Origin of the sequence: Streptomyces sp. DH37 (assembly GCF_029813835.1) — a bacterium.
Taxonomy (GTDB): domain Bacteria; phylum Actinomycetota; class Actinomycetes; order Streptomycetales; family Streptomycetaceae; genus Streptomyces.
The window spans coordinates 1-17,987 of the sequence record NZ_JARVKV010000014.1 but is presented as its reverse complement, the minus strand read 5'-3'; the positions used below and the strand labels follow the sequence as shown (position 1 = coordinate 17,987).

The window sequence follows — 17,987 nt, the reverse complement described above, 5'->3', positions numbered from 1 at the left end:
GGACCCGGGCGGGCTACTCAGTCCGTCCGGCCCGTCCGGCTCGCTCAGTCCGCCGGGCCCGCTCAGTCCGCCGGGCGGACCACCGTCGCGCCCGGCGCCGGGCCCGCGGCCGTGTGGGCCGTGCGGCAGACGCCCGAGGCGCGCAGGGTGAAGGCGATGTCCGACGCCGCCGCGGCGTCCTCGGCCAGGAAGGCGCAGGTCGGCCCGGAGCCGGAGACCAGGGCGGCCAGCGCGCCCGCCGCCGTGCCCACCGCCAGCGTGTCGTCCAGGGAGGGCAGCAGGGAGACGGCCGCGGGCTGGAGGTCGTTGGAGAGGTGCGCGGCCAGCAGGGCGGGGTCCCCGGCGCGCAGCGCGGCCAGCAGCGCGGGGGAGGCCTCGGGCGCGGGCACGGCGTCGACGCCCGCGCCGCTCCCGCGCGCCTCGCGCAGCCGGTCGCACTCGCGGTAGACGGCCGGGGTGGACAGCCCGCCCTCGGCGACGGCGAACACCCAGTGGAAGGTGCCGCCCACCTCCAGCGGCGTCAGCAGCTCGCCCCGGCCCCGCCCCAGCGCCGCGCCGCCGACCAGCGAGAACGGCACGTCCGAGCCCAGCGCGGCGCAGATCGCCAGCAGTTCCTCGCGCGCGGTGCCCGTGCCCCACAGCGCGTCGCAGGCCAGCAGCGCGCCCGCCGCGTCCGCGCTGCCGCCCGCCATGCCGCCGGCGACGGGGATCTCCTTGGCGATGTGCAGGTGGACGTCCGGCACGACGCCGTGCCGTGCGGCGAGCGCGGCGGCGGCGCGGACGGCCAGGTTGGTGCGGTCCAGCGGCACCCGGTCGGCGCCGGGCCCGGAGCAGGTGACGCGCGGTCCCTCGCCGGGGGCCGTGGCGGTGGCTGTGACCTCGTCGTACAGGCCGACGGCGAGGAAGACGTTCGCCAGGTCGTGGAAGCCGTCCGGCCGCAGCCCGCCCACCGCGAGCTGCACGTTGACCTTGGCGGGTACGCGTACGGTGACCGGGGCCGCGGTACGGGCGGTGCCCGCGCCGGCCGTGTGTGCGGTGCTCATGCGCTGGTGGTGCCCTTCCGCTCCGCGATGGCCGCGAAGTCCTCGATCGTCAACGACTCCCCCCGGGAGCGGGGGTCGATCCCCGCCGCCGTCAGCGCCTCCTCGGCCGCCGCGGCCGAACCGGCCCAGCCCGCCAGCGCCGCGCGCAGCGTCTTGCGGCGCTGGGCGAAGGCGGCGTCCACCACGGCGAAGACCTCCCGCCGGGTGGCGGCGGTGCGCGGCGGATCGCGCCGCACCAGCGACACCAGCCCGGAGTCCACGTTGGGCGCGGGCCAGAACACGTTGCGCCCGATCGCCCCGGCCCGCCTCACCTCCGCGTACCAGGCCGCCTTCACCGACGGCACCCCGTAGACCTTCGAGCCCGGATCGGCCGCGAGCCGGTCGGCGACCTCCGCCTGCACCATCACCAGACCGTGCTCGATGCTCGGGAACGTCGCCAGCATGTGCAGCAGGACGGGCACGGCGACGTTGTAGGGCAGGTTGGCCACCAGCGCGGTGGGCGCCGGGCCCGGCAGCTCCGTGACGCGCATCGCGTCGTGGTGGACGAGCGCGAAGCGGTCGGCGCGCTCCGGCAGCCGCGCGGAGACGGTCGCGGGCAGCGCCGCCGCCAGCACGTCGTCGATCTCCACCGCCGTCACCCAGGCGGCCTCCCGCAGCAGCGCCAGCGTCAGCGACCCCAGCCCCGGCCCGACCTCGACCACCACGTCCTCGGGGCCCACCCGCGCGGTCCGCACGATCCGGCGGACGGTGTTCGCGTCGATGACGAAGTTCTGGCCGCGCTGCTTGGTGGGGCGCACGCCCAGCGCGGCGGCCAGCTCGCGGACGTCGGCGGGGCCGAGGAGGGCACCGGCGTCGGCGTCGGAGGAGGGCGAGGGGGAGGGGGCTGAGCTCACCGGTGCAGTTTACGGCCGCACACCGGCCAGGGACTCGCGCCCTTCTGCACGTACAGCTTCTTCGCCCGGTAGGTCTGCTCGGCGGGCGGGGCGTCCTGCGGGCGGCCCTCGCCGCCCAGGCTCCGCCAGGTGCGGGTGTCGAACTGGTAGAGCCCGCCGTGGGCGCCGGTGGGGTCCACCGCGTCCGGCCGGCCGCCGGACTCGCAGCGGGCCAGGGCGTCCCAGTCCAGGGCGTCGGCGCCCCGCACCGAGGCGGGCAGCTCCCGGGTGCCCACGCGCACGATCTGCGACCTGGGCGCGCGCACCACCACGGTCCCGGTGTGCCGGGGCCGCTGCCGTACGCCGTTGACCGTGCGCACCTCGTAGGTGTGCCGCCGCAGGCCCGGCGCGCCCGTCCGGGCCACCACCTCCGTGCCGCGGAACAGGGTCGGGTCCTCGCGCCGCTCGGTGGTGTACGGGATGGACTCGTCGCGCACCTGCTCGGTCTCGGTGATGCGCAGCACGGTGACGGTCTGGCCGTCGCGCGGGAAGGAGTCCAGCGCCACGGAGGCGCGGTCCGCGCCGCGCAGCCCGACGCCCGCCTCGGCCAGGGCCTCGCGCACGGTCGCGGCATTGGTGCGGACGGTGTGCTCGCGCCCGTCGGCGAGGAAGGTCACGCTCCGCTCGGTCCGCACGGTCAGCGCCAGGCCGCCGCGCCCGATCCGCCGGTCGCGGGGCACCGACACGTACGCCCCCTCCGGGCGCACCCCGAGCCCGCGCAGCGCCTCCTCCACGGTGGGGGCGGTGGTCCACACCCGCTGCGGGCGGCCGTCGAGGGTGAGCGTCAGCGGCCGGCCGTAGCGGACGGTGACGCTGTCGCCGTGGGAGAGCGGCTCGTCCGGGGCGGGGGAGACGGCGTCGTGCGCGCCGACGGTCACGCCCTCGTCGGCGAGGAGTTCGGAGACGTCGTCGGCGAAGGTGTGGAGGGTGCGCGGACCGTCCTCGCCCTCCACCGCCAGCTCCACGGCCTTGTCGCTGGCGACGAAGGCGGAGGTGCCGCCCGCGAGGAAGACGACGACGAGCGCCTGCGGCAGCAGCCGGCGCAGGGCCTCGGGACGCTGGGCGGCCCTGCGCTCCCGGGCGGCCCGCCGCGCGGCGGCCCGGCCGCCGGTGGACTGCCGCGGCAGCCAGACGTCGGTCACGTCGGTCCCGCCGGTCCCGCCGGTCACGGGCGGCTCGGCGGGCGGGGCGGACGGGCCGGGGTCTCCGTGGCTCCCGGAGGGCGCGGGGGGCCCGGAGGGATCCGGGTCCCCGGGGAACGCGGGCGCCTCGGGCGGCCCGAAGGACCCCGGCGGCTCGTACCCGCCGTACACCCCGCAAGCCCCGTACCCGCCGTACGCCCCGTGTCCGCCGTCCTCCTCGTACCGGGCGCCGTACAGCTCGTACGAGGGCCGGTAGGTGTCGTGCGGATCCCGCCCGTACCCCTGCTCGTACTCCTGCCCGGGCCCCTGCCCGTACTCATGCCCGTCGTACCGCCACGGCTGCTGCTGCTGCGGCGGCGGCGCGTAGGGGTACGCGTACTCGTACTGCTGGATCCCCTGCGGATGGCTCACGACGTACTCCCAAGCGGTCCGGGTGGCGGGCCGGGACCCTAGCGGAGCGGACGTCACTCTCCCAAGTCGTACGACTACTCACAGGTGTGAAAAGCGTGCCGCCGCACCGCGCGCACCCGCCCCCGCGCGCCCGTCAGTAGCCGAAGGCGCGTGCCGTGTTGGCCGCGACGTGCGCCGCGAGCACGTCCTCGTCCAGCCCCTTGACCTCGGCCATGGCGCGCAGCGTGTACGGGATCATGTACGGCGCGTTGGGCCGGCCGCGGTACGGCGCCGGGGTGAGGAAGGGCGCGTCGGTCTCCACCAGCAGCAGCTCGGGCGGGGCGGCGGCCAGCGCCTCGCGCAGCGGCCGGGCGTTCTTGAAGGTGACGTTGCCGGCGAAGGACATGAACCAGCCCTTCCCGGCGCACACCTCGGCCATCGCGGCGTCGCCGGAGAAGCAGTGGAAGACCGTCCGCTCGGGGGCGCCCTCCTCCTCCAGGACGCGCAGCACGTCCTCGTGGGCGTCCCGGTCGTGGATCACCAGCGCCTTGTCCAGCCGCTTGGCCATCTCGATGTGGCGGCGGAAGGAGTACCGCTGGGCCTCCCGGCCCTCCTCGCCCGTCCGGAAGTGGTCCAGGCCGGTCTCGCCGACGGCCAGCACCTCCGGCCGGGCGGCCAGCTCGGCGATCTCCTCCAGGGCGGCGTCCAGGGCCCCGCGCCCGCCGTCCAGCTCCAGCCGCGGCGCCTCGTTCGGGTGCAGGGCGACGGCGGCCCACACCGCGTCGTGCTCGGCGGCCGTCCGCGCGGACCAGCGGGACCGCTCCAGGTCGCAGCCGACCTGCACCAGCGTCGTCACGCCGACCGCGGCGGCGGCGGCGACGGCCTCGCCGACGGTGGAGTCCTGCATGTCGATGTGGGTGTGCGAGTCGGCGACCGGCACGTTCAGCGGTACGGGCGGCGGCGCGGGCTCTGCGGCCCCGGCGGCGGACCTCGCGGACTTCTCCATGCCCGCGATCCTAGGACGCGCGTCCCGACCGCCCGCACGGCCGGCCGTCCGGTCGTCCGGCCGTCGGGTCGCCGGGTCGTCCGGTCACTCGTGGGGCAGGGCGTGCTCCGCGGTGTGCACCTGTCCCGCCCGCATGATCCGCACCACGTGCGTGTCGCAGTTCGGGCAGACCGGGCGCGTCAGCGGCGACGGCACCCGCTCGCCGCTCCCGGGGTCGTGGTAGGTGACGAAGGGCCGGCCGTCGAGGTCGGTGTGGTGCTGTATCCGGTACGCCCGCTCCCAGCCGTGGCCGCAGTGCATGCAGGCGAAGGAGTACTCCTCGTGGACGGTCTCGTTCCTGGGGGCCATGGGAATCTCCTCCCGTTCCTCCCTACCAGTGGACTCCTTCCCGGCCGGAAATGCACGGGCCCGTCCGGTCCCTCTTCCCGCCCCTCACCCCGTCCCGGAGTTCTTGGCGGCGACGACCGCGTCGAAGACCTCCCGCTTGGGCAGCCCCGCCTCGCGCGCCACCTCCGCGATGGCCTCCTTGCGGCGCTCCCCGGCCGCCTCGCGCACCGCGACCCGGCGCACCAGCTCGGCGGCGTCCACCGCGCCGGGCGCCTCGGCGGGCGCGCCCTCGACGACGACGGTGATCTCGCCCCTGACGCCCTCCTCCGCCCAGGCGGCCAGCTCCTCCAGCGGGCCCCGCCGGACCTCCTCGTACGTCTTGGTCAGCTCCCGGCACACCGCGGCCCGGCGGTCCGCGCCGAAGGCCTCCGCCATGGCGGCGAGGGTGGCGGCCAGCCGGTGCGGGGCCTCGAAGTAGACCAGCGTGCGGCGCTCCCCGGCCGCCTCGCGCAGCCGCGCCAGCCGCTCGCCCGCCTTGCGCGGCAGGAAGCCCTCGAAGCAGAAGCGGTCCACCGGCAGCCCCGACAGCGCCAGCGCGGTCAGCACGGCGGACGGTCCGGGCACGGCCGTGACCCTGATCCCGCGCTCCACGGCCGCGGCCACCAGCCGGTAGCCGGGGTCGGAGACCGACGGCATCCCGGCGTCCGTGACCAGCAGCACCCGGGAGCCCTCCGCCAGCGCGTCGGCCAGCTCGGGCGTCCGCGCGGCCTCGTTGCCCTCGAAGTACGACACCACCCGGCCGGAGATCCGCACCCCCAGCGCCTGCGTGAGCCGCCGCAGCCGCCGGGTGTCCTCGGCGGCGACGATGTCGGCCCCCGCCAGTTCCGCCGCGAGCCGGGGCGGTGCGTCGGCGACGTCGCCGATGGGTGTGCCTGCCAGTACGAGTGTTCCGCTCACCCCGCCATCCTCGCAGCTCCGGCGGGGGCCGGGGACCGGCGCGGCACGGCCCGGGCGCCGGTACGCGGCACGGCGCCGCGGGGCCGTTCCCTACGATGGCCCGCGTGACCAGTGACACCGCGACCCAGGCCCGGCACGGGGAGTCCGTCGGGGAGCAGCCCCCGTCGTGGCGTGGGCGGCTGCGGCGATACGGATACGCGCCCCCACCGCGGGCCGGCGCGCGGGAGCGGCTGGTGCCGCCGTACCCGGAGCCCGGCCGCGGCCGGGTGTGGGGCCTGTTCGGGCTGGACGGCGAGGACGCCCGGCTGCTGGGACGCCTGACGGGGTGGGGCGGCCCGGTCCTCGTCGCGCTCTTCGCCGGTCTCCTGCGGTTCTGGAACCTCGGCTCGCCGCACGCGGTGATATTCGACGAGACGTACTACGCCAAGGACGCCTGGGCGCTGTACAAGCTCGGCTACGAGGGGACCTGGCCCGACGGCGCCAACGACACCATCCTCGACAACCCCGCGGCCGCCCCGCTCGGTGAGGCCGCCTCGTACGTGGTGCACCCGCCCGTGGGCAAGTGGATCATCGCCCTGGGCGAGGCGGCGTTCGGCCTGACGCCCTTCGGCTGGCGCTTCATGGTCGCCGTGCTCGGCACCCTGTCGGTGCTGATGGTCTGCCGCATCGGCCGCCGCCTGTTCCGCTCCACCGCCCTGGGCTGCCTGGCGGGCTTCCTGCTGGCCGTGGACGGGCTGCACCTGGTGATGAGCCGCACCGCGCTGCTCGACCTGGTGCTGATGTTCTTCGTGCTGGCGGCCTTCGGCTGCCTGCTGGTCGACCGCGACCACGTCCGCGCCCGGCTCGCCGGGGCCCTGCCGCCGGACGGGCGGCCCGACGCGGGGGTCGGCGACCGGCTGGGCCTGGGGTGGCGCCCCTGGCGGCTGGCCGCCGGGCTCTGCCTGGGGCTGGCCTGCGCCACCAAGTGGAGCGGTCTGTACGTCCTGGCGGCCTTCGGGATCCTCACCGTCCTGTGGGACGCCGCCTCCCGGCGCACCGCCGGGGCGTACCACCCCCACCGGTCGATGCTGCGCCGTGACGCCGCCCCGGCCTTCCTCTCCCTGGTGCCGGTCGCCGTCGCCACCTACCTGGCCTCCTGGGCCGGCTGGTTCGCGAGCCGGGACGGCTACTTCCGCACCTGGGCGGAGAACCGGCGGGGCCTGTCGCCGGAGTCGCTGCCCGTCCCCTTCACCGGTCTGAAGCTCCCCCTGCCCCAGTTCGACATGACCTGGGTCCCGGCGCCGCTGCGCAGCCTGTGGCACTACGAGAGCGAGGTCTACAGCTTCCACGTGGGGCTGACCTCCGAGCACACCTACCAGTCCCACCCCTGGAGCTGGCTGGTGACCGCCCGCCCGGTGTCGTACTTCTACGAGTCCTCCGACCGGGGCGAGCACGGCTGTACGGCGGACGGCGGCTGCGCCCGCGAGGTGCTCGCGCTGGGCACCCCGCTGCTGTGGTGGGCGGGCTGCTTCGCGCTGCTGTACTGCCTGTACCGCTGGGCGCTGCGGCGCGACTGGCGCGCGGGCGCGATCCTGTGCGGGGTGGCGGCGGGCTACCTGCCGTGGTTCCTGTACCAGGAGCGCACGATCTTCTACTTCTACGCCGTCGTCTTCGTGCCGTTCCTGTGCCTGGCGCTGGCCATGGCGATCGGCGCGCTCCTCGGGCCGCCCGGCAGCACGGAGCGGCGGCGGGCGGCGGGCGCCGTGGGCGCGGGCGTGCTCGTCCTGCTGATCGTCTGGAACTTCGTCTACTTCCACCCGCTCTACACCGGGGTGCAGATCCCCAAGGAGGCCTGGCAGGCCCGCATGTGGCTGGACACCTGGATCTGAGGGCCCGGGGCCGGCCCCCGGGGCCGTGCCCTCGGGCGCCCGTACACGACCGACGCCGCCCGCCGGGAAACCCGGCGGGCGGCGTCATCTGGGGGGTCCGAGCGATCTGACGGGTGAACGTCAGATGCGGGTCAGTCCTTGATCTTGTTCTTGTTCTGGAGGTCCTGCTCGCCCTCCTGCTTCTGGCCCTGCTTGGTGTCCTGCTCCTGACCCTGGCCCTGACCCTGAGCCTGCTCCAGCTCGGGGGCGAAGACGAGCTTGTGCTCCTTCTCGACCTTGGTCACCTTCTTGATGCTGACCTCTTCCTTGTAGTTGCGCGAGCAGTCGAGGTTGTTGACGTCGCTCGACAGGATCGGGATGTTGACGACCTCGAGGTTCGGGCAGGGCAGGATCTGCGCGTTGTTCTCGAACTTGCCCTCACCGGCGTGGGCGCTGGCGGCCCCACCCGCGAGGGCCATGGCGGCGGCGAAAGAAACGACGAGCGTCTTCTTCAGCATCATGCGGTCTTGTCTCCTTGACGAGAGAAGGAAGGTTCCGATGTCCCCGGCCGCCGCCGAGCGGCCGGATAACCGGTTTCCGGATTGCGGCCGCCGTGCGGCCGGCTCACCGGAAAGGCGGGAGTTGCCCCCACGTCGGCGACATTAACCGACCGAATCCGCGTTTGCACGCTTTTACGCCGCTGCGTGTCTTCGGAAAGTTCGTGTCCGACATCGCCGATCGGTGAACCACCTGCGGTTTCGTGTCGCCGTTGCTCCAACCGGGTGTTGTTTCGCCGTGTTATCCCGCGGATATGGAGCGGAAAGGCGAAAGGCCGCCTCCGGTGAACCGGGGGCGGCCTTCCAGGACCGTGGTCGGTCGTGGTGCCGACTCTCAGTGCTTGTCGTACCCGTTGTCCTTGCCGTGGTCCTCGTAGCCCTTGCCGTGGTCCTCGTCGCCCTTGTGGTGGTCCCTTTCGCGGTCCCGGTCCCGGTCGGACCCGTAGGACTCGACGTGGACCTTCTTCTTGTAGTTCACCGAGCAGTCGAGGTTGTTGATGTCCGCCGACAGGATCGGGATGTTGATGACCTCGAGGTTGGCGCAGGGCAGGATCTGCGCGTTGTTCTGGAACTTGGGGCCGTCGCCGGCGTGGGAGACACCGGCTCCGCCGATCAGCAGCGCGGCGGTGGAAAGCGCGACGGCAGCAGTCCGCTTCAGATTCATGGGCGTGTACCTCCAATGTACGAAGCCGCTTCACAGGCTTGCGGTGCGTAATGCTACGAACCTGCTCGCCGAGTACACGGTAAGCCTTGCCGCGCGCCGTGAAATTCTTTTCTGCTCCATACGTGTTGCGGGCCCGCGTCGCTGGAGGCGACGCGGGCCCGAACGGTGATTGCCGGTAAGGAGGATCGGCCTTCTGCTTCGTGCTGATAACGACGGGGCGGGAGTGATGGTACTGCTGCCGAAAGGGTGAATCGGCCGCGTCCCGGGCGGACGGAGCCGAGAGCGGCACGTTTTTCCTGTCATTAATCTTCGGAAAAGAATACTAATCATCCTCGTGGCGGACGGTGAAAGGACCGGCGCCCGTTCACGGCCCGCGGCCCGGTCCGCGCGCGGACACCTGGATCTGACTCGTGTCGCTCACGTGCTCTAGGGTTCTGCGCACGAGCCCCGGCGGCGTCGGGCCGGGGCAGGGGCGGAGACTCGGGAGACTCATGCGTGACGGTCAGAAGGTGGCGGTGATCGGAGCGGTCTTCACCGCCGTGGTCGGAGCCGCCGGGTTCGGGGCGTACACCTTGATCGGCGACAGCGGCACGTCCGGTGGCGGGGACCGGCAGGGGGTGGCCCTCGCCGACGGCAAGGCCGACGCCCCGGCGGCCGAGACCGGCCCGCCCTCGGACGAGGAGGTCCGGGAGACCGCCGGAGAGTTCCTCCGGGCCTGGCAGGCGGGGAAGGCCGACGAGGCCGCCGCGCTGACCGACGACCGGGCCGCCGCCGCCCGGGCACTGGCCGGCTTCCGCGAGGACGTCCGCGTGTCGGGCGTGAGCCTGCGGCCGGGCACCGCCGCGGGCGCCGACGTCCCGTTCACGGTCACGGCCCGGGTGGAGTACGACGAGGAGGAGAAGCCCGGCGTCTGGACCTACGAGTCGGAGCTGACGGTCGTACGGGACGCCGCGACCGGCCGGCCGGTCGTCGACTGGGAGCCGTCCGTCGTGCACCCCGCGCTCGAGGACGGCCAGAAGCTGGAGACCGCCGAGGCCGAGGCCCCGCCCATCAAGGCCCTGGACCGCAACGGCACCGAGCTGACGCCCGAGGCCCACCCCGAACTGGCCGCGATCCTGGCCGACCTGCGCAAGCGCTACGGCGACAGGACCGACGGGAAGCCCGGTGTCGAGACCCGGATCGTCGACGCCGCGGGCAAGGAGGTCAAGACGCTCAAGCGGCTCAGCGAGGGCACCCCGGGCGAGCTGAGGACCACGCTGGACGCCACGGTGCAGAAGGCCGCCGTCCAGGCCATCGCGGGCAGGCCCAAGGCGTCGGTCGTCGCGCTGAAGGCCAGCACCGGCGAGATCCTGGCGGTCGCCAACACCCCGGCCGGAGGCTTCAACACCGCCTTCAAGGGCTCCCTCGCCCCCGGCTCCACGATGAAGATCGTGACCGCGTCGATGCTCATGGAGAAGGGCCTGGCCTCCAGCTCCGCGCAGCACCCCTGCCCGAAGTACTTCACGCACGGCGGCTGGAAGTTCCAGAACCTCGACAAGTTCGAGATCAACGGCGGCACCTTCGCGCAGTCCTTCGCCGCCTCCTGCAACACCGCCTTCATCAGCCAGGCCGGCGAGCTGAAGGACGACGACCTCACCCGGCAGGCCCGCGACGTCTTCGGCATCGGGCTGACCTGGCAGGTCGGCACCGCCACCTTCGACGGCTCGGTGCCCGTGCAGTCCCACGCGCAGATGGCCGCCTCGCTGATCGGACAGGGCGGGGTCCGGGCGAACCCGCTGATCATGGCCTCGGTGTCGGCCACGGTGAAGAGCGGCGTGTTCAACCAGCCGTACATCGTCTCGCCCGAGGTGGACGGCCGCACCCTGGCCAAGGCCCCGCGCACCCTCCCGGCGTCCGTCTCCCAGGAGCTGCGCTCCCTGATGCGGCTGACGGCCACCAGCGGCTCGGCGGCCGAGGCGATGGCCGGCACCAGCGGCGACTTCGGCGCGAAGACCGGTTCGGCCGAGGTGGACGGCCAGGAGAAGCCCAACGCCTGGTTCACCGCCTACCGCAACGACATGGCCGCCGCGGCGGTCGTCCCGGCCTCGGGACACGGCGGCAAGAACGCGGGCCCGGTCGTCCGCCAGGTCCTCAACTCCATCGGCTGACCGCCACCCCGCCCCCGGCCGCCCCGAACCCCGCACGGCCCGCGCGAGACGGCATCGCGCGGGCCGTGCCCGTTCCGCACCGGGACCGGTATCGGGCCCGGCGCCGGGGCTGGCGTTGACGTCGGCGTGAAGGTCTACGGTCGGGTCATGCGGATCGGCGAGCTGGCGAAGCGCGCGGGGACCACCACCCGCGCCCTGCGGTACTACGAGTCGCTGGGCCTGCTGCGGGCGCGGCGCACCTCCAACGGCTACCGCGAGTACGGCGAGGAGGACCTGCGGCTGCTGCGGCAGATCCTGACCCTCCAGGCCTTCGGCTTCGGTCTGGAGGACACCCGCCCGTTCGTGGAGTGCCTGCGGGCGGGCCATCCGACGGGCGACGCGTGCCCGGCCTCGCTGGAGGCGTACCGCCGCAGGCTCGCCGAACTGGACGACTGCATCGACCGGTTGCGGACGGTGCGGGACGCGATCGCCGCCCAGCTCTCCCGGGCGGAGGGCGCCCCGGAACCCGGGCGCCCGGCGCCCGGGACGACCGGGCCGCGACCGCGGTGCGCGATGGCGCCGTGCGAGCCGCACGGGCCGTACCGGCTGTGAGAAGGGGAGGAACGGCATGACGCTGACCGGGGAACTGACGGCGGTCACGGACGCGACGTTCGCCGAGGAGGTGCTGGAGGCGGCGGGACCGGTCCTGGTGCAGTTCACCGCCGACTGGTGCGGGTACTGCAGGATGATCGCCCCGGTGCTGGCGGAAGTGGCCCGCGAGGAGGCCGGCCGGCTCGCGGTCGTCCAGCTCGACGTGGACGCCAACCAGCGGACGGCGGTGGCGTACGGGGTGCTGTCCCTGCCCACGCTGATGGTCTTCCGCGACGGCGAGCCGGTGCGGACCGTGGTGGGCGCGCGCCCGAAGCGGCGGCTGCTCCAGGAACTGGCCGGCGTGCTGTGACGGTGTGACGGGCGGTAGGGGCCCGCGGAGGCCGGGGACGGCCGGGGAGCGGGACGGGCCCCGGCCGTCCCCGGCCGTCGGGGAGGCGCGGCGGCGCCGCCGCGCCCGGACCCGTGGCCGGGCGGTCGGGGCGGCCGGTCCCGGGGACCGCCCTGCGAGAACTCTGCGTGACCGACACCTCCCCCCAGCCGTCGCGGAGCGATACGGTACGGCCCCGAAACGTAAGGCCGATGCCGCGGAGAGAAGGCGGCTTCGGGAGAAGGGGGATCCCCGTGCCCACTGACTACGCGTGCCAGGCGGCAGCCGAGCAGGCCGCCCGCGGTATCGCGCCCGTACGGGCGCTGCTGGTGCCGTCCCAGCGAAACGCCCCGGCGCAGCAGGAGGAGGTCTCGGTCGTCATCCGGTCCTTCCTGGGCCCCGACGCGGCCGGCCGGCAGTCCGCCCCCGGCGACTCCGCCCCGCGCGTCGAGCCCGTCAGCGCCCCCATGGGCGCGGCCGTGCTGCTGAGCTTCCTCGACGGGCTGCGGGCCGACCTGAGCGGCGCGCTGGTCGACTGGTACTCCTCCATCCCCGCGCAGCTGCCCATGACGCTGGGCGCGCCGGGCGCGGAGGCGTCGGGGCAGGCCCCCGCGCGGCTGCCGAACGGCTGGCAGTCCCTGGCCGACCTGCAGAGCAACGCGCAGGACGTGCTGACCGTCCTGGCGAGCCGGCCGCGCGACGGCCAGCAGGTCGGCCCCGCCGAGCTGAGCTGGCGGCTGGCCCTGCTGGAGGACGTGTTCTCCGGAGCGCTGCGCCGGATGGGCGTCCCGGACCAGCCGGCGGCGGACTGCGCCGCCGAGCTGACGGTCGCCACCGGTTCGCTGTTCGGCCTCAACCGGCCGACCCCGCGCTCGGCCCCCGCCCAGCACAGCCCGTCGTACTGAGCCGGGGCCGTCGCCCGGCCGGCCCGCGCGGCGGTGGACGGGGCCCTGGACGGGGCCGTGGCGGCCGGTGCGGCCGGCGGGGAGGGGCGGGCACGAGCGCGCGCACCCGGACGGCGACTAGGCTGAGAGGCTGACCAGCCCACCCGAAGACCACACCAGCCCGGCGCCTGCCGGGCAGCGGGAGCCCCATGGCCACGAACCTCGTCAATCTGGAAGCCGTCGGCAAGGTGTACGGCACCCGTGCGCTGCTCGACGGCGTCTCCCTCGGCGTCAGCGAGGGAGACCGGATCGGCGTCGTCGGGCGCAACGGCGACGGCAAGACCACCCTCATCCGCATCCTGTCCAGGCTGGAGCCCGCCGACGACGGCCGGGTCACCCACGCGGGCGGGCTGCGGCTGGGCGTGCTCACCCAGCACGACTCGCTCGACCCGGCCGCCACTGTCCGGCACGAGGTCATCGGCGACATGGCCGACCACGAGTGGGCCGGGAACGCCCGCGTCCGCGACATCCTCACCGGACTCTTCGGCGGCCTGGACATGCCGGGCTTCCCGCAGGGCCTGGACACCGTCATCGGCCCGCTCTCCGGCGGCGAGCGGCGGCGCATCGCGCTGGCCAAGCTGCTCATCGCCGAGCAGGACCTGATCGTGCTGGACGAGCCCACCAACCACCTCGACGTCGAGGGCATCGCCTGGCTCGCCGCGCACCTGCGGGCCCGGCGCTCGGCGCTGGTGTGCGTCACCCACGACCGCTGGTTCCTGGACCAGGTGTGCACGCGGATGTGGGACGTGCAGCGCGGCACGGTCCACGAGTACGAGGGCGGCTACAGCGACTACGTCTTCGCCCGCGCCGAACGCGAGCGCATCGCCGCCACCGAGGAGGCCAAGCGGCAGAACCTGGTCCGCAAGGAGCTGGCCTGGCTGCGGCGCGGCGCCCCGGCCCGCACCAGCAAGCCCCGCTTCCGCGTCGAGGCCGCCAACGAGCTGATCGTCGACGTACCGCCGCCGCGCGACAGCGCCGAGCTGATGAGGTTCGCGGGCTCGCGGCTGGGCAAGACCGTCTTCGACCTGGAGGACGTGACGGTCCAGGCCGGGCCCAAGGTGCTGCTCAAGCACCTGACCTGGCAGCTCGGCCCCGGCGACCGGATCGGCCTGGTCGGCGTCAACGGCGCGGGCAAGACCTCGCTGCTGCGGGCGCTGGCGGACGCGGCGTACAGCGGCGGCGAGAAGCAGCCCGCGGCCGGCCGGATCGGGGTCGGCAGGACGGTGCGGCTGGCCTACCTCTCCCAGGAGGTCGCCGAACTCGACCCCGCCTGGCGGGTGCTGGAGGCCGTGGAGCGGGTGCGCTCGCGCGTCGACCTGGGCAAGGGGCGCGAGATGAGCGCCTCCCAGCTGTGCGACCGCTTCGGCTTCGGCAAGGAGAAGCAGTGGACGCCGGTCGGCGACCTCTCCGGCGGCGAGCGGCGGCGGCTCCAGCTCCTGCGGCTGCTGATGGACGAGCCGAACGTGCTGTTCATGGACGAGCCGACCAACGACCTGGACATCGAGACCCTGACCCGGCTGGAGGACCTGCTCGACGGCTGGCCCGGCTCACTGGTCGTCATCTCCCACGACCGCTACTTCGTCGAGCGGACCACGGACCGGGTGTACGCGCTGCTGGGCGACGGCACGCTGCGGATGCTGCCGCGCGGGCTGGACGAGTACCTGGAGCGCCGCGAGCGGCTGCGCCAGGCCGCCACCGCCCCGGGCGCCCCGGCCCCGGCGACGGCCACCGCGGCCACCGGTTCCCCGGCGGCGGCGCCCGCCGGGCCCGCCAAGCCGGCGGCCCTCTCCCGGGCGGCCCAGAAGGAGTTGCAGCGCATCGAGCGCAGGCTGGAGCGGATCGGGGAGCGGGAGGCGGAGCTGCACGCGCGGATGGCCGAGCACGCCACCGACTTCGAGAAGGTCGCCGGACTCGACGCCGAGCTGCGCGAACTGGCGGGCGAGCGCGACGAGTTGGAGACGCGCTGGCTGGAACTGGCCGACGAGGGCTGACGGGGCGGGCCCGGCGGCGGTGACGGGGGCGGACGCGGCGGCGGTGACGGCGACGATAACGGCGCGGTCGCGGACCGGTCTCACCTGGTGGGCCGGAGCGGGAACCGGCGGTCGCCCTCCGGGTGTCCGGTGGTAGAAAGAGTTTCTTCCGACCGTCGGCGTCACAGGCCGACCACAGCCGAAAAGTGGCGGGCCATGTCCGATTCGCTCTGCCCTACGGGGGTTTGAGGGGCTGGGCAGCCGGTCCGCGCGTGAATGAGGAAACCCATGTCGCAGCCGCCTCCGCCACCCAGCCAGCCGCCGTCCGGCGGCTTCGGTCCGCCGCCGGAGCAGCCGGAGGACGGGCCGGAGCAGCCGGAACGGTCTGGGCAGCCGGAACAGGCCGGGCAGTCTCCGCAGGACCCGCTGTCCAAGACGCCGCCTCCGGCGGACCCGCCGGGACAGCCGCCGCAGACGCCCCCCGGGCCGCAGGCGCCCCCGGCCCCCCAGCCCTACGGCTATCCGCAGCAGCCGCCCGGCCAGTTCGGCCAGGCGCCGCAGGTCCCGCCCGGTCAGCCGCCGTCGTACGGCTATCCGCAGCAGCCGCCCGGCCAGTTCGGCCAGCCGCCGCAGGCGCCGTACGGGCAGCCCCCGGCCTACGGGCAGCCGCCGGCTTACGGTCAGCAGCCGGCGTACGGCCAGCCGCCGGCGTACGGGCAGTACCCGACCCAGCCCATGTACGGCGGCGGCGTACAGCCGCCCGGCGGGGGCAACAAGGGCAAGATCCTGGCGATCGTCGCCGCGGTCGTCGCCGTCCTGCTCGTCGCGGGCGGCGGGATCTGGTTCCTGACCGGGGACGACGGCGGCACCGAGGCCAAGAAGGGCGACAAGGGCACCACCCGGGGCGGTGACGGCGGCTCCACCGACGGCTCCACCGGCGGGGACGACGGCAGCGGCGGCCACAAGGACCGGGTCGAGGCGATCTGGCGGGTGGAGGCGCCGAAGCTGCCGGCCGGCGAGGACAAGATCTACGAGGTCCCCGGCACCTGGACGGTGGGCGGCAACCTGGTGAGGGCGTCGGTCGACTCCGTCACCGCCTACGCCGCGGACAGCGGCGAGGAAGCCTGGTCCATCGACCTCGTGCGCGGTCCCCGGTGCGCGGCCGCTCCCGACGCGTCGGGCGACAGGACCGTGGTCCAGTGGGGCCGCAAGTGCGAGAAGATCATGGCGATCGACCTCGCCAAGGGCAAGGAGCTGTGGCGCGCGGACCTCCCCTCCGAGGACCGGGGCGCGACCGAGTTCAACTACACCGAGATGGCCGTCAGCGGCGACACCGCCGCCGCGGCGTGGATCGGCGACGCGGTCGGCTACGACCTGGCCACCGGCAAGAAGCTGTGGCAGATGGAGGACGGCTCCGAGTGCCAGGACCGCGCCTACGTCGGCGGCAAGCAGCTCATCGCGCAGATCGAGTGCGGCTTCGGCGACAGCCAGTCGCTCCAGTCCGTCAGGCCCGACGGCAAGAAGGGCTGGGAGTGGAAGGCCCCCGCGGGCGTCGAGATCAAGCGGGTCTTCTCGGTCGACCCGGTGGTGATCGGCGTCGAGGCCGGCGGTGAGTACGACCTCACCGACATCATGGTCCTCGACGACAAGGGCAAGCTGAGGGCGAAGATCGGCCTGCCCAAGGAGCGCTACTGGTTCTCCTGCGGCGGCATCGGGCTCGCCGACTGCCACAACGTCGTCGTGGACAAGGCGAACGACGCCCTCTACCTCCAGACCAACATGCACCAGGGCGAGGGCGGCAGCGTCAGCGAGATCGCCGCGTTCGACCTGGCCAGCGGCAAGTCGAAGTGGCTCTCGGAGCCGACGGAGGACGGCCGCCAGACCACCCCGCTGACCGTCCAGGACGGCAGGCTGCTCGGCTACGAGCAGCCGAACTACGAGAAGCCCGGCCTCATCACGTCCATCGACCCCAAGACCGGCAAGCCGACTCCGTACACGCGGATGCCGGAGGAGGACATGGACGCCGAGCGGGGCATGAACTCCCTCGGCAACGGCCGCCCGTACTGGCACGACGGCAGGCTCTTCCTCGTGGTGCACCGGTTCTACCAGGACTCCAGCCTCAACGAGGGCAGCATCCTGGCGTTCGGCTGACCCGGCGGCCCACCGCCCCGGCCCGGCGGCCCCGCGCCCCTTCCGCGAAGGGGTGCGGGGCCGCTCGCGTGCGCCCCGGGGAGTTCCTGCCCGAGTTCTTGCCGGAAGGGACGCGCGACACGGGGGGAGCGTGTAGCTTCCGGGGGCAAGACGGAGCCGGGCGGGCCGGGGCCGGGGCCGGACGGGGCGCGGCCCGGTCCCTGGGGCGGGGCAGACGGAACGACAGGGGTGTGGATGACCGTGCGGCTCGTGGTGGTCGACGACCACCGTCTGCACGCCGAGGCGCTCGCCTCGGCGCTGAAGTTGCGCGGGCACCGGGTGCTCGCCGCCGCCGCGCCGGCCGCGGGGGCGGCCGAGCTGGTGATCGGCCGGGCCCCCGAGGTGTGCCTGTGGGGGACGGCGGCCCCCGCGGAGCCGGGGGCGTTCGACCCCGTGGCGCGGATCAAGCGGGAGCGGTCGCAGATCGCCGTGGTGGTGCTGGGACCGGTGCCCAGCCCGCGGGGCATCGCGGCGGCGTTCGCCGCGGGGGCGTCGGGCTACATACGGCACGACGAGCGGATCGAGGGCGTCGAGCGCGGCATGGTCAGGGCGCGCGCCGGGGAGGCGGCGGTGACGCCGCACCTGCTCCAGGGGGCGTTCGCGGAACTGCTCAACCCCAGGGCCGAGCCGGACGACGAGGGCGTGCGGCTGCTGCGGATGCTCACCCCGCGCGAGGCCGAGGTGCTGGTGCGGGTGGCGGAGGGGGAGGACACCCGGCGGATCGCGGTGGGGATGGGGATAGCCCCCAGCACGGCCCGTACGCACGTGCAGCGGGTGCTGATGAAGCTCGGCGTCGGCTCGCGGCTGGAGGCGGCGGCGCTGGCGGCCCGTACCGGACTGCTGGACCGGGTGGCCGGGGCGCGGGAGGGCGCGGACGCGGGTGCGGGGCCGGGCTGATCCCCCGGCCCGGCCC

General features: G+C 74.4%; 16 protein-coding genes. 8 read left to right on the top strand and 8 right to left on the bottom strand.

Annotated features, from left to right (window positions below):
• Nucleotides 1-62: 62 nt before the first annotated feature.
• From QC029_RS10260 to rsmI, 6 genes are all read right to left on the bottom strand, one after another.
• Nucleotides 63-1,043 carry a 4-(cytidine 5'-diphospho)-2-C-methyl-D-erythritol kinase gene (locus tag QC029_RS10260; RefSeq protein ID WP_279555224.1) on the bottom strand — a complete coding sequence of 327 codons (981 nt, stop codon included), beginning with the start codon at nt 1,041-1,043 and terminating at the stop codon, nt 63-65.
• On the bottom strand, nt 1,040-1,936 hold the full coding sequence (gene rsmA, locus QC029_RS10255) for a 16S rRNA (adenine(1518)-N(6)/adenine(1519)-N(6))-dimethyltransferase RsmA (protein WP_279555223.1): 897 nt from the start codon (nt 1,934-1,936) through the stop codon (nt 1,040-1,042). Before rsmA ends, QC029_RS10260 begins: the two co-directional genes overlap by 4 nt.
• Nucleotides 1,933-3,528, bottom strand: a complete 1,596-nt coding sequence (locus QC029_RS10250; protein WP_279555222.1) for a resuscitation-promoting factor — start codon at nt 3,526-3,528, stop codon at nt 1,933-1,935. Before QC029_RS10250 ends, rsmA begins: the two co-directional genes overlap by 4 nt.
• 133 nt (nt 3,529-3,661) lie before the next feature.
• Nucleotides 3,662-4,513 carry a TatD family hydrolase gene (locus QC029_RS10245; protein ID WP_279555221.1) on the bottom strand — a complete coding sequence of 284 codons (852 nt, stop codon included), beginning with the start codon at nt 4,511-4,513 and terminating at the stop codon, nt 3,662-3,664.
• An 84-nt stretch (nt 4,514-4,597) separates the two neighbouring features.
• The gene (locus QC029_RS10240) at nt 4,598-4,861 is read right to left on the bottom strand and encodes a hypothetical protein (RefSeq protein WP_279555220.1); all 264 of its coding nucleotides are present in this window, start codon (nt 4,859-4,861) and stop codon (nt 4,598-4,600) included.
• A gap of 84 nt (nt 4,862-4,945) precedes the next feature.
• Nucleotides 4,946-5,797 (bottom strand): 16S rRNA (cytidine(1402)-2'-O)-methyltransferase, encoded by an 852-nt coding sequence (gene rsmI / locus QC029_RS10235; protein WP_279555219.1) that lies wholly within the window; start codon nt 5,795-5,797, stop codon nt 4,946-4,948.
• 95 nt (nt 5,798-5,892) lie between these two features.
• On the opposite strand from rsmI, the gene QC029_RS10230 reads away from it, so the two are divergent.
• Nucleotides 5,893-7,665 carry a dolichyl-phosphate-mannose--protein mannosyltransferase gene (locus QC029_RS10230; RefSeq protein ID WP_279555218.1) on the top strand — a complete coding sequence of 591 codons (1,773 nt, stop codon included), beginning with the start codon at nt 5,893-5,895 and terminating at the stop codon, nt 7,663-7,665.
• A gap of 131 nt (nt 7,666-7,796) precedes the next feature.
• Here QC029_RS10230 and QC029_RS10225 read toward each other — a convergent pair whose 3' ends face one another.
• Together QC029_RS10225 and QC029_RS10220 are read right to left on the bottom strand one after the other, a co-directional pair.
• On the bottom strand, nt 7,797-8,123 hold the full coding sequence (locus QC029_RS10225) for a hypothetical protein (RefSeq protein ID WP_279555217.1): 327 nt from the start codon (nt 8,121-8,123) through the stop codon (nt 7,797-7,799).
• Nucleotides 8,124-8,535: 412 nt separating this feature from the next.
• Nucleotides 8,536-8,865 (bottom strand): hypothetical protein, encoded by a 330-nt coding sequence (locus QC029_RS10220; protein ID WP_279555216.1) that lies wholly within the window; start codon nt 8,863-8,865, stop codon nt 8,536-8,538.
• 491 nt (nt 8,866-9,356) lie between these two features.
• Here QC029_RS10220 and QC029_RS10215 point away from each other — a divergent pair, with 491 nt between their 5' ends.
• From QC029_RS10215 to QC029_RS10185, 7 genes are all read left to right on the top strand, one after another.
• Nucleotides 9,357-11,012 carry a penicillin-binding transpeptidase domain-containing protein gene (locus QC029_RS10215; RefSeq protein WP_279555215.1) on the top strand — a complete coding sequence of 552 codons (1,656 nt, stop codon included), beginning with the start codon at nt 9,357-9,359 and terminating at the stop codon, nt 11,010-11,012.
• A 147-nt stretch (nt 11,013-11,159) separates the two neighbouring features.
• Nucleotides 11,160-11,603 (top strand): MerR family transcriptional regulator, encoded by a 444-nt coding sequence (locus tag QC029_RS10210; protein WP_279555214.1) that lies wholly within the window; start codon nt 11,160-11,162, stop codon nt 11,601-11,603.
• 16 nt (nt 11,604-11,619) lie between these two features.
• Entirely contained in the window at nt 11,620-11,952 is a 333-nt protein-coding gene (trxA, locus tag QC029_RS10205; RefSeq protein ID WP_279555213.1) for a thioredoxin, read from the top strand.
• A 272-nt stretch (nt 11,953-12,224) separates the two neighbouring features.
• Entirely contained in the window at nt 12,225-12,875 is a 651-nt protein-coding gene (locus QC029_RS10200) for a hypothetical protein (protein WP_279555212.1), read from the top strand.
• A 188-nt stretch (nt 12,876-13,063) separates the two neighbouring features.
• Nucleotides 13,064-14,905, top strand: coding sequence for an ABC-F family ATP-binding cassette domain-containing protein (locus QC029_RS10195; RefSeq protein ID WP_279555211.1), 1,842 nt, complete (start codon nt 13,064-13,066; stop codon nt 14,903-14,905).
• Between the two features lie 267 nt (nt 14,906-15,172).
• Nucleotides 15,173-17,035: a PQQ-binding-like beta-propeller repeat protein gene (locus tag QC029_RS10190; protein WP_279555210.1), complete on the top strand. Its 1,863-nt coding sequence runs from the start codon at nt 15,173-15,175 to the stop codon at nt 17,033-17,035.
• Nucleotides 17,036-17,269: 234 nt separating this feature from the next.
• Nucleotides 17,270-17,971: a response regulator transcription factor gene (locus tag QC029_RS10185; protein ID WP_279555209.1), complete on the top strand. Its 702-nt coding sequence runs from the start codon at nt 17,270-17,272 to the stop codon at nt 17,969-17,971.
• The last annotated feature ends 16 nt before the right edge of the window (nt 17,972-17,987 follow it).